This is a genomic window from Chitinophaga hostae (genome assembly GCF_018224885.1).
In the GTDB taxonomy this organism is placed as follows: Bacteria; Bacteroidota; Bacteroidia; order Chitinophagales; family Chitinophagaceae; genus Chitinophaga; species Chitinophaga hostae.
On sequence record NZ_JAGTXB010000001.1, the window covers coordinates 712,402 to 725,044 of the forward strand.

A 12,643-nucleotide genomic window follows, 5' to 3' on the forward strand; every position below is an offset into this window, starting at 1 on the left:
TAGCTTTTAATAAATGCAGCGTAAAAGAACTTCGCAACATTTACTAAAAGCTAAAAGTTAATGGTTTTATGCGTTTATGGGTACGGAATGTACCGCATCCGCCAGTTCTTTAATAAGAGAGAGATCTTTTTCTATAGCGTTTCCTACTACAAGGATATCTGCCCCGGCTTTACAGTTCCGGTAGGCTTTTTCCGCATCCCTGATACCACCGCCTACGATAATAGGCGCCTGTACCTGGCTGGCCACACGGCTGATCATGCTTTCGGTGATAGGCACACGGGCGCCGCTGCCGGCATCCATATAAATCACTTTCATACCCAGCATTTCACCTGCCATAGCAGTACACATGGCAATATCCGCCTTGTCGGCCGGGATAGGTGTGGTATTACTAATATAAGATACGGTTGTAGGAGCTCCGCCGTCAATTACCATGTAACCGGTGGAAATGACTTCAAGCCCGCTTTTTTTCACTGCAGCAGCGGATACCACATGCTGACCGATCAGTAATTCAGGGTTTCTGCCTGAAATAACAGACAGGTAGAGTAAGGCATCAGCATATTTGGATACCTGTGAAGGGCTTCCGGGAAATAATACAACGGGGATATCACAGCTGGCTTTCAGCTGCTGTACGCATTCATCAAGGTGATCTGAAATCACCAGGCTGCCACCAAGGAAGATATAATCAACCTTTGCAGCAGTGCATTTGGCCGCAATTTCTATGATAACGGCAGGCGTAACCTTATCCGGATCAATTAAAACCGCGAATGCCTTTTCCTTTTTAGCCTTTCTTTCGATGAACGAAGTGTATATGTTGTTGTACATCAATAGCGCATTGTTCCGGTTGTCGCAAATGTATAATATTTTTGTTAATAACACACCCCTAAATAAATAAGCATTCAATTCATTTTCTATTTATGAACTTCATGATACCTACCAGATTATATGTTATATAACTGCAAATTTTTTGTTAACGACAAATTTTGAGCCGGATTTCCATTTTTGAGGTTATAACAAACGTGTTGGCAAACTGTTTGAGCAATTATCCACAAACTGTGCAAAATAAAAGATCCCTGCCCGCTATTTAAAAATTAATTTTAAAGAACTCCGCATTACTAACTCATTTGTATCACCTAAGAAAAAGTTATGGGCATGAAAAATCCAGTCAACAGTACGGGTGGTGTTGCGTTCTCCCGTCATTTTACCAAAGAAGGTGTGAGTCCTTACGATCAGTTTGAGTATGAGCTGCGCTCCTCCGTTATCCGCAATCCTGGTGGTGACATTGTTTTTGAAATGAACAACGTGGAAGTTCCGGTCGCCTGGTCGCAGATAGCCACAGATATTCTTGCACAGAAATATTTCAGAAAGGCGGGCGTACCGCAACCGGATGGGAGCGTTGGAAGGGAAACTTCGGTAAAACAGGTGGTGCACCGGATGGCCAATTGCTGGCGCGCCTGGGGGGAGAAATATGGTTATTTTGCCTCCGAACAGGATGCAAGGGTATTTTATGAGGAGCTGAGTTATGGCATGTTAAACCAGGCCTGTGTGCCTAATTCCCCACAATGGTTCAACACCGGGTTATTTGAAAGTTATGGTATTAAGGGAAAGCCCCAGGGACATTATTATGTGGAGCAACATACCGGGAAACTGGAAAAATCAACCTCTGCTTATGAGCGACCGCAACCACATGCCTGTTTTATACTAAGTGTGAGCGACGACCTGGTCAATGACGGGGGGATTATGGATCTGTGGATGCGGGAAGCACGCATTTTTAAGTATGGCTCCGGCGTGGGGACCAACTTTTCACATATTCGTGGCGACGGAGAGAAACTGAGCGGTGGCGGAACTTCCAGTGGTTTAATGAGTTTTCTGAAGATAGGTGACCGGGCAGCTGGTGCCATTAAATCGGGCGGCACCACGAGGCGGGCAGCTAAAATGGTATGCCTGGACCTGGATCACCCGGAAATTATGGATTTTGTGAACTGGAAAGTGGAGGAAGAAAAAAAGGTTGCCGCACTTATTGCTGCTGGCTACTCGTCTGATTATGAAGGAGATGCGTACAAAACAGTGTCTGGCCAGAATTCCAATAATTCTGTTCGGGTTCCCAATAGTTTTTTCCGTGCCCTGGAGGCCGATGGCGATTGGGATCTGAAAGCACGTACCAGCGGCAAAACGATGAAAACTATAAAGGCAAAGGAGCTGTGGGACCAGGTCACCTACGCTGCCTGGCGTTGTGCAGATCCGGGAACACAGTATGATACCACTATCAATGAATGGCATACCTGTCCGCAGGGAGGGCGTATTAATGCTTCCAACCCCTGTTCGGAATACATGTTTCTTGATAATACAGCCTGTAACCTGGCATCGGTGAACCTGCGCCGTTTTTTTGATGATGAAAAGAACCACTTTGATGTAGCTGGTTTTGAATATACCGTAAGATTGTGGACGGTAGTGCTGGAAATTTCGGTGCTTATGGCTCAGTTCCCTTCTAAAGAAGTAGCGCAGCTGAGTTATGAATATCGTACGCTGGGGTTGGGATACGCCAACCTGGGGTCTATGCTGATGGTTAGCGGGATTGCTTACGATAGTGAGGAAGCCCGTGGTATTGCCGGGGCTATATCTGCTATCATGACGGGTATTGCTTATAAAACGTCGGCTGAGATGGCGGCACACCTGGGTGCATTTCCCCGATTTGCGGAAAACAGGGAAGACATGCTCCGGGTGATGCGTAACCACCGGGCGGCGGCCTATGATGCTACGGAAGCTTATGACGGGCTGGAAATAAAGTCTAAAGGGATTGATGCGCGGTATTGTGCCGATTATTTATTGAAAGCGGCTACCAAAGCCTGGGATGAAGCAGTAAAGCTGGGTGAGCAATATGGTTACCGGAATGCGCAGGCAACGGTAATTGCGCCAACCGGCACTATTGGTTTGGTGATGGACTGCGACACTACCGGCGTAGAACCCGATTTTGCATTGGTGAAATTTAAAAAGCTTTCGGGAGGCGGTTATTTTAAGATCATTAACCAGTCGATTCCTACGGCTTTACACAACCTGGGATATTCGTTGCACGAAATAAAGGCGATTGTAGACTATGCCAGGGGAACCGGTAGCTTTGCCGGCGCGCCTTATATTAACCATCAGTCGCTGAGTGAAAAGGGATTTATGGGAGAAGAGCTGAAGAAGCTGGACTTGGCAGTGACGTCTTCCTTCGACATTTCTTTTGTTTTTAATGTATATACCCTGGGTGAGGAGTGCTTACAACGGTTGGGATTTAAGGCAGAAGAATACTACAACCTGGAATTCAGCCTGCTGCATGCGCTTGGGTTCGCGGATGAGCAAATTGAGGCGGCCAATGATTTTGTTTGTGGTACCATGACTGTTGAGGGGGCACCTTATCTGAAAGACTCCCATCTGCCGGTATTTGATTGTGCGAATAAGTGTGGCAGAAACGGGATGCGTTACATTCATCCGCATGGACATATCAGGATGATGGCGGCTGTACAGCCTTTTATTTCCGGCGCCATTTCTAAAACTATTAATCTGCCGAATGAAGCTGTGGTGGAGGAAATTGCGGATGCTTACAAGATGAGTTGGGAGCTGGGACTGAAAGCATGCGCCCTGTATAGGGATGGCAGTAAGCTGAGTCAGCCGTTGAGTAATAAAAGTGATAAGAAGAAGAAGACGGAGGTTGCTGTGGCTGCATCGGTGGCACAAAATCTTAACGAGCTGACCATTGATGAATTACTGGAAGAAGTAAATAAACGGATGCTTGCCAGCAGGGATACGACCCTGAAGCGTCAGTTATCGAGGATTGTAGAGCGGCAGACTTTACCTTCCAAGCGGGGTGGGTTCACACAAAAGGCCAATGTAGGCGGCCAGGTTATTTTTGTGCGTACCGGAGAGTACAATGATGGTACGTTGGGTGAAATATTTATTGACCTGGCCAAAGAAGGGTCAACGTTGCGGAGCCTGATGAACTGCTTTGCCATTGCGGTTTCTGTGGGGCTGCAGTATGGTGTTCCGCTGGAAGAGTTTGTAGATAAGTTTGTGTTTACCCGTTTTGAACCGGCGGGGATGGTGGATCATCCTAATATAAAATCGGCGACGTCATTGATTGACTACATTTTCCGGGTATTGGGGTATGAATATTTAGGGCGTACTGATCTTGTACACGTATTAGACGTGCCTGGCAACACGGGAGAGGACGATGATGCTGAGGATTTGCCCCCGGCGTCGGCGGTGGTAAATCCGGGCGGAAAATCTACCTCGCGGGTTTCTAAAACGCAGGCTGTTGGCGCGTATCAGCAGGAAAATAGTACGCAGGATTATCTGAAAAGTATGCAAAGTGATGCGCCGGCGTGTAATACTTGCGGTCATATCACGGTGCGTTCGGGTACCTGTTATAAATGTTTGAATTGCGGCACCAGCATGGGTTGCAGCTGATTGGTGTTACAACTTCTTGTTAATGATATGTTATTGTGCCTCTAAAATTTCAAAGAAAAATAACATGCCTTTATCTTTGTATTCAAATAGGGTTTTCATAGGATAGTAACAAATTGAGGGCGCTTTTCTAGGCGCCCTTACTTTTTATCTAAAAAGCCAGATTTTACCTCTCTTTTGGGTACGGGAATTCTTCCGGTATTTTTTACGACTCATTTTCCAATTTGATATTTTTCTGTAAAGAGCAATTTTATTGCATCTTTTAAAATTATATGTCTAAATATTTGATTTTTTCTAATATTTATACTTTCTCCCAACTCACGATATAATTTTATTATATTTGTTATTGTATTAATTTTTATTATGGTTACTGTCCTATGAAAAACCAAATATTCCTACACCGCATGACTCATCATGCACTGTAAATGACTCTCGAAAGCAATGGTTCGTCCATTGCTTTTGTTTTTTTGGGGGTTTCTACGCATATTTTTTAATCTACTAGAAATCTCAAAATATAATTGTATTTTTAGACTCGAAAATTTGACACCTTATGAAAAAGCTGTTGTTAATGCTGTTGGTAGTTTTGGCCGCAGTCGCTTCAGCAAATGCCAGCACTGGTTTCAAGAACGGGGATAAGAACGGAGATAAAAACGGGGACAACAACGACAACCGTAATAATTCCAAAAACACGAATAATACAAAACCTGTACGGGTAGAAGAGTTTGTGTTAATGTTTCCGCGGGTAGAAACAGCGGAGAAAGTTGATGAAGCAGAGTTGGAGAAAGCTATTGTTGATTTGTACAAGTGGTATTTACAAAACGAAACCAAGTTAAATACAAACGACTTCCTCAAGGGAAGTGGTAAGGAGTTGGCTTTCCCTTTTAAGGTGGATCCAAAAACCTTGCAGCAATATTTTCTGTTCATCAAGAAAAACTTTCCTGGTTTTGGCGAGGACGATTTGTCTAACGTAAAACGCAACCGGAAGAAAGAAGCACCTGTTACTGTGCGTGATGAAATGGATAATCCTATGTCGATTTCAGTAAACAGATAAAAATCGTTTTGCCAGGCGATAATGCATTTAGAGTTCAGTTACAATAAGGGGGATGTGTTGCATGCATTGCGCTATCATTTTATGCAGAGGGGAGAGATAAAAGTCTTCCGCAACACGCTTATCATTCTGTTATTAGCCACCCTAACGGGTTATTTCTTCAGTGTAGTTACTACAAGCGCACTTACTGGTATTGTTATCATGATATTGGTGTTGGGCTGGGTATTCTGGTACCTCCTGCCTATTTCTATCTACAATAAGGCGGCTACGTTCAAAGACAGCATACAGCTTAAATATTCTGATGAAGGGTTATTAATTTCTACCCGGGCAAGTGATCATCAGCGGGCCATTAGCTGGAGTAATTTCTCCCAGGTGGTGGAAACAAAAAAATTCTTCTTTCTCTACAGGGATAAAAAAACCTTCTTTCTCATTCCCATCAGCGCATTCGAAACGGAAGAGGCGTACCGGAACTTCACGGCTATGCTGAAGACCAAGTTTAGTAATTACCGATGAGATTTTTTTTGTCCAGGATTAGACTGATTTTAATGATTTCCGGGATTTTCCCTTTTGGATTTTAAAAGATTTTGGGAGATGTAAGCGAAAATAAATTTGCTTACATCTCCCAAAATCTTTTAAAATCAAATTAGAATCATAAAGGAAAATCCCGGAAATCATTAAAATCAGTCTAATCCTGGACAAAGACAATTGCGCCTATAAATTGATGGTTTGAAATACGCTGAAATGCAGGATATGATTCATTGTTTTAGCGCCGGAAGTGGTCTGTGTCAATTGGTTCATATAACCGATATCGGCTTTCAGATTGGCGTTGAACTGGTAGCCAAATGCAGCCAGGAACCTGTTTTGGTCAAACAGCAGGTTGCTGATATCATTACCCCAAAGGTTCAGGAAAATTTCATCCTGTAATGCTACATAAAAGCGGGTAGTTTCTTTTTTATGTTTTAACTGAAGTTGTGTACGGTTGAAATATCGGAGGCGGTTGCCATACTTCCAGTCGCCGATAGCAGCTGCAGATCCGGGTTTAGCAGGTTGCGACACCCAACGTTGTTCTAACCGCACACGGTGTGTCATATCAATTAGCTTTGCCTTGTGTATATATTGCTCAAAGATGCGTTGTTCCGGTAACCATGTATTGCTAACGCCGCTATAGGTAGGTACGTAGGCATAGCCCAACAAAACCTGGTCCTGCTTGCCCAGTGAATATTGTAATCCCCCGCGCATCAGTAGTTGTCCTTTGTTGCTGATGCCATCCCTGATACGCAGTTGCACATCAAAGGGAATAGCCCATTTGCTATTAATTTTCATGTTACCGAAGTACGTATACCAATTCTGGTAAGCCTGAGTCATATCCTGTGCTGATACAAAACGGACAATGGCCAGCAGGGCCATTGTGAGTAGTATTTTCCTCATAATCGCTGAATATAGGTGGGCTTAAAGATAAATAAATAGGGATTAAAAAAAGAAAGCGCCTGCAGATGCAGGCGCCGGTAGATTGTTGTTTAGCTATAGTTGATTGTTGTATCAAAACTTATTATACCACAGTTTGGTGCCTTTCAGGTCACCGCCTACAGCGGTGGCAGCGGCGTCATAATTGGCTTTATTCTGTGTTTGTTCCTGTATTGGATAGGTTAAGCGATAAGGTACACCGTCCTTTACGCTAAGGTCCAGTACACCGGATTTCGGCGCCATGAACAGTGGTTGACCACCGGGCTTTTTGAATTTCAGCCTTGTTCTCTCAAACCATGCCTGGAAGCCCTGGGGGTACAGCGCCAGCCATTTCTGGGTGCCGATTACGTTTTTCCAGTCGGCCGCTGTGTAAGGTACTTTAGCGATATAAGCGTTTATATCTTCCTCTGTGATTGTTGTTTTGGAGAGGTCTCTCCAATAGTGCATGGATGCTTTGATCCCGTTGGTATAATGTGTAGCGGCATCACCTACGTTCATACCTCTTGCAGCGGCTTCTGCCAGGATAAATTCCACTTCCGGATAGCCCATCAGGATACCTGGCATGGTGGCACTGTATATTTGTTTACCTGGCGCGGAATAGAATGCATCGGACTTGTGTGCCGGATCAGAAGTGCTCCAGCCATAAGGTAATCCAACGAATTTCTTTTCTGCATCAGAAGGGCGTGCGTAGATGGGCAGGCGGGGATCATCCAAACCGGCCATGTAGTCCATCAGGGTGGTGCTTACCGCGAAGTCGATGATAGGCCGATCCTTATCGTTTTGCGGATATCGGTTCGGAACAGCATCTACATATTGGAATTGAGCCGACTGCCCGTTATCGGTGATTGCCTGTTGATAGTGGGCTTCGATGATCTGTTTGGCTTTTTGCGGATTAGCATCTGCCATACGGATGGCCATGCGTAACATGAGCGAATGTGCCAGCCTTTTCCAGCTATCTACATTACCGTTGTAAATAATATCTCCCGTATTATAACTTGTTTGTGATGCATCCAGTATACCGATCTGCGCTTGCAGGGTATCCAGCAGGGAATTGTAGATGGCCTGCGGATCATCATATTTAGGCGTGATGTTGGTTTCATTCTGGAAGGCCTGTGTATAAGGTATATTACCGTAGGTATCTGCCAGCACCTGGAACAGCCAGGCCCGCATGATATGCGCGATAGCGTTTTGATTGCCAACGCCGGGCTGGCCTGCCTTTGTGCTATTCATTTTAATAATGGCATCCAGGTTATGTAATGAATAGCTGTACAATGTATTCCAGAGGGCGGTGTTATTACCTTCATCGAGTTGATACTGGCTATCAACAAACCTGGAATTGCCCGACCAGTATTGTGCGTAGTGACTGGCGATATAGCCATTTTGCAGCCCGTTGTACAAGATGTCCATAGCGGATTTTTGCGCACCGGTGAGCAGGTATTGTGGTTCTGTGGTGGTAGGCCTGGTTGGATCCCGGTTCATATCATCCAGTTTTTTACAACCGGAGATAGCCAGGGAAACGGTTAAAAGCAATGCACCACTATATTTCAAAATCATCTTTGTCATCGTCATAAAAATTTAGAATGATACATTCAGGTTAATACCATAAGACCGGAGTGACGGCAGTGCTCCACCTTCAATTCCCTGGATATTAGAGGCAGAATTGAGGATGTTGGATGGATCCACATTGGGAGCATTGGATTTGATCAGCCAGAGGTTACGACCATAGAGGGAGACGCGGACATTCTGCGCACCTATCTTTTTATACCAGGATTCCGGGAGATTATAGCCCAGTTTAGCTTCTCTCAGGTAAATATAACTGGCATCATACAAGTTGGCTTTACTGATCCTGTTACCGCCATTATACACAAAATGATCCTGGGCACTGATGTTAACTGTATTGGGTTTGCCATCTGCAGTAACACCTGGCACGGTAAGACCTGTTTCACGGATATTATTACTTACCGTGCTTTGCAGTAATCCTGATTTTTCGCCATACAGGTTAGTGTAGGAGAAGAATTCACCACCATGCTGGAAGTCTACCAGTGCTGACAGGTAAAAGCCTTTGTAGGAGAAGGTATTGGTAATACCACCTACGTAATCGGGATATGCGTTACCGATGTTTTTAAGTTCGCTTGGAATATAGTGTCCGGCAGAATCCACCACTTTTTGTCCGTTGAGGTAGGTGTAGTCAGTACCGCGGATAGTTCCCAGTGGCTCCCCTACTTCAGCTACCACAGATACCTTTTGTGTACGGCGGTCGGTGCCGATAGTTAAGATAGGCAATGAAGTATTGTATTGAGGAACATTCAGGTTGAGCAGTTTGTTGCGGTTGAAAGCGATATTGGCGTTAATATCCCAGCGGAATCCACCTTTCAGGCGGATAGGGTTGAGGTTTAAGCCTATTTCCAAACCTTTATTTTCCACGCTGCCGCCATTTATGTAGGCCCCCAGGTAGCCGCTTGGCGCTGAAGTTGGCAGGGTAATGATCTGATCCTTAGTGACGCGTCTGTAGTAAGTAAGATCAAGACCAACGCGGTTATCCAGGAATTTTAATTCCACGCCTGTTTCCACTTCCGTGGTACGTTCCGGTTTCAGCTCAGGGTTATTATAAGTAGAGTTGAATTGGCCGATGGCGTTACCATTGAATGGAGGAACGTAATTGAAGGTATTAAAGCTATGATATGGATCGGCGTCGTTACCCACAGCAGCAAGGCTTCCTCTGACTTTACCGAACGACAGCCATTTCCACTCTTTCAACAGGTCGGAGAACACGAAGGAAAGGGAAGCTGACGGATAGAAGTAGCGGTTATTGCCTTTCGCGAGGGTGGAAGTCCAGTCATTACGGCCGGTAAGGTCGAGGAACAAGAAATTTTTATAACCCAGATTGGCGGTAGCAAATACTGAATTGATCTGTTTTTCGTAGTATTCATCTATCGGAGTGGCTGGTTGCTGGGAATTATTCAGGTTGTAAATATCCTTGATAATAAGGCCACCGTTCGTGAAGCCTCCGGTAGCTGTCCACAGGCGGTGCATTACGTTGCCGCCCACGGTAGCATTCAGCTGGAAGTCATCTCCGAAATTCTTTTTTATGTCGGCTGTTACCTGGTAGTTCATTTCACGGGAGCTGCGTACACGTTTGATATAAGTACCTGGCAGGTAGTCCTGTGCGGTTCTTTCTTCTTCCAGTGTATTATAGTCATCCATGAATACGCGACCGGTGAAGCTCAGCCATTTGGTAGCATCTATATCCAGGCCGGCATATCCATATATCCTGTTGCGGCCATCTGTTTCATAGTCCATGTACCGGTTCCAGTATGGGCCATTGCTGGAGGAGATACCGGGGTTATCCCATGATTTCCTGTTCCAGGTGATTTGGGAACCATCATCATATTTATATCTTTTCTCCTGTTCGATATCCAGTTGTCGCTGACCATACATGGTAAATTGCAGGGTTGGATTGGGCCCGGTGAACCCGGTGCCTGGTCTGCCTTTTACCCTCAGTGAGGTATAATTGACGGAAGCGACTGCTCTTACGCCTTTGGTGATTTCGTAGTTACCGTTTACCGAGAGGTTATTTCTTTTGTTGGTAGCATTGGGCAGTACGAAGCTTTGATCCATATTGCCATATGACAGGCGGAAAGCGCCTTTGTCGTTGCTGCCGGCCATGGAAATATTGTTGGTGAGTGTGAATCCTGTTTTGTAGAAATCCTTCACGTTGTTCGGATGTGGGGACCAGGTGTCTGTTTGTCCGAAGAAGGGATTGTTTTTATTTTTATCCCATGACCAGTATGGACGGACTTTTCGACCGTCGAGTTTTGGGCCCCAGGATTCATCTACTGCATATTTGGGAAGCAGGTCATATCTGCCTTTGCCGTTGTTGTCGTCGTAAGTAGCGCTTTGTTCGTTGAGGAATCCTTCCGGATGCTGGTTATAGTAAAGTGTATCGAAGCTACCGGCTGCGCCGCCGCCATATTCGTTCTGGTATTTAGGCAATACTGCGACCTGGTCTACCTGTGCGTTGAGGCTATAGGTAACGCCGATACCTCTTTCGCTGTCGGGGCGTTTTTTAGTAGTTACGAGCATTACGCCATTTGCGCCGCGGCTGCCGTACAATGCCGTAGCGGCAGCGCCTTTCAGCACGGATATATTTTCAATGTCTTCCGGGTTGATATCCTGCAATGGGCTACCGTAGTCATACCCACCGCCACCATTGAGCTGGCCGCCCTGGTTGGTAACGCTGTTCATCATTGGAACGCCATCGAGTACAAAGAAGGCGTTGTTATCTCCCAGGATGGATTTTACACCACGGATAGTGATTTTACTGGAGCCGCCCATGGAACCTGTGTTGGTGCTTACCTGAACACCGGCTACTTTACCGGAGAGTGCATTAACAAAGTTTACCTCTTTGGCTTCCTGTACGGCGCTGCCGCTTACTTCCTGAATGGCGTAACCAACTGAGCGCGGATTTTTCTTGATGCCGAGGGCTGTTACTACCACTTCTCCCAAAACTTTTTTAGTAGCGCTGGAAGGAACCATGGAGAAATTCAGCGCGCCTCTTTTCTCGATGGGAACGGTTTGTTCGCCAAAAGTAGGAGCGGTAACGAGTATGGTGTCTCCAACGCCTGCTTTGATCGTATAGTTACCGGTAGGATCTGACTGTGCATTTGTTTTAGTGGTTTTGTTACGGATGACAGCGCCGGGAATTGGTGTTCCTTTATCATCCTTCACGTTACCGGTGAGGGAGAATTTTCCCACTTCACTTTTAGCCGTTGCCGGATCCGGTGGGAGGATGAGTGCGGTATCCTCTTTTGGTGCTGTAGTAGTTTTCGTACTATCGGGAGTAGATTTAGCAGATGTGTCTTGTTTAGGTTTTGATGTATCCTGCGTTGGAAGCGCTTTTGAGGCGGTATCCGGTTTTTGTTTGATACTTGTATCTGCAGCAGCGGGTTTAATCACTACCGGAACAGTGGTATCAGCTTGCAGTAGTTTTGCGGTGAGATACCCTTCGGGTTTTGCGTATGCGCTGCTGGAGGTATAGCAGAAAAAGGCATAGCACAGGCCCGACCAGGCTAGTACATGGCTTCTCATTGTATAATGAAAGATTTGGTTACAAAATTTTTTGACAGGAATCCTATGCTGTCTATTGTTACATTGATTGTTCATCAATATAACAATACAATCAAAACGCCTTCTACAATGGGTTGCAGAAGAAAAAAAATATTATTTCAGGTTTTTCCTCATTTCGTAGTGTGGAATGCCCACTTCTGTAAATTCTTCTCCACATGTTTCGTAGCCCAGCTTCTGATAGAATCCTGTGGCTTCTTTGCGAGCATGCATCATGAGAAGATTAAAATCATTTTTACGCGCGTATTCTTCTGCGAAGGCAATAATTTCTCTTCCAACTCCTTTTCCCTGCAGGGAGGGCGATACGGCCATTTGCCTTAACTGTACAGTGTTTTCACTGACTGGTGTAAGTATGCAACAGCCAGCAATTTTATTTTCATTACCTGTTGTTGTGAATCCTGCAATCAGGATGTCGTTCATTTCCTGTTGCAATTGTTCGGCAGAAAAGCTTAGTCCAAGTGGTTTTCGCAATACCTCATCGCGAAGCGTTACCATGTCGTGGTAATCACAACTACCGTATTCGATTATACGAAAATCAAGCATGTTTGTCTGTTAGGTTTTGTCTAT

8 protein-coding genes are annotated in these 12,643 nt (G+C 45.2%); 3 read left to right on the top strand and 5 right to left on the bottom strand.

The features are described from left to right. Positions 1 to 66: 66 nt before the first annotated feature. Positions 67 to 822, bottom strand: a complete 756-nt coding sequence (locus KE626_RS02975; RefSeq protein ID WP_211971388.1) for a phosphoglycerol geranylgeranyltransferase — start codon at positions 820 to 822, stop codon at positions 67 to 69. Positions 823 to 1,149: 327 nt separating this feature from the next. On the opposite strand from KE626_RS02975, the gene KE626_RS02980 reads away from it, so the two are divergent. From KE626_RS02980 to KE626_RS02990, 3 genes are all read left to right on the top strand, one after another. After that, positions 1,150 to 4,443, top strand: coding sequence for a vitamin B12-dependent ribonucleotide reductase (locus KE626_RS02980; RefSeq protein ID WP_211971389.1), 3,294 nt, complete (start codon positions 1,150 to 1,152; stop codon positions 4,441 to 4,443). Between the two features lie 547 nt (positions 4,444 to 4,990). Further along, on the top strand, positions 4,991 to 5,491 hold the full coding sequence (locus KE626_RS02985) for a hypothetical protein (RefSeq protein ID WP_211971390.1): 501 nt from the start codon (positions 4,991 to 4,993) through the stop codon (positions 5,489 to 5,491). A 21-nt stretch (positions 5,492 to 5,512) separates the two neighbouring features. Continuing rightward, positions 5,513 to 6,001 (top strand): YcxB family protein, encoded by a 489-nt coding sequence (locus KE626_RS02990; protein WP_211971391.1) that lies wholly within the window; start codon positions 5,513 to 5,515, stop codon positions 5,999 to 6,001. A gap of 198 nt (positions 6,002 to 6,199) precedes the next feature. On the opposite strand, the gene KE626_RS02995 is transcribed toward KE626_RS02990, so the two are convergent. The 4 genes from KE626_RS02995 to KE626_RS03010 all read right to left on the bottom strand — a co-directional run bounded on the left by KE626_RS02995 (position 6,200) and on the right by KE626_RS03010 (position 12,619). After that, entirely contained in the window at positions 6,200 to 6,916 is a 717-nt protein-coding gene (locus KE626_RS02995) for a DUF2490 domain-containing protein (RefSeq protein ID WP_211971392.1), read from the bottom strand. Positions 6,917 to 7,027: 111 nt separating this feature from the next. Next, on the bottom strand, positions 7,028 to 8,515 hold the full coding sequence (locus tag KE626_RS03000; RefSeq protein ID WP_211971393.1) for a SusD/RagB family nutrient-binding outer membrane lipoprotein: 1,488 nt from the start codon (positions 8,513 to 8,515) through the stop codon (positions 7,028 to 7,030). 12 nt (positions 8,516 to 8,527) lie between these two features. After that, the gene (locus KE626_RS03005; RefSeq protein ID WP_211971394.1) at positions 8,528 to 12,040 is read right to left on the bottom strand and encodes a SusC/RagA family TonB-linked outer membrane protein; all 3,513 of its coding nucleotides are present in this window, start codon (positions 12,038 to 12,040) and stop codon (positions 8,528 to 8,530) included. 132 nt (positions 12,041 to 12,172) lie between these two features. Next, complete coding sequence (locus KE626_RS03010) at positions 12,173 to 12,619, bottom strand: GNAT family N-acetyltransferase (protein ID WP_211971395.1); 447 nt, start codon at positions 12,617 to 12,619, stop codon at positions 12,173 to 12,175. Positions 12,620 to 12,643 lie beyond the last annotated feature (24 nt).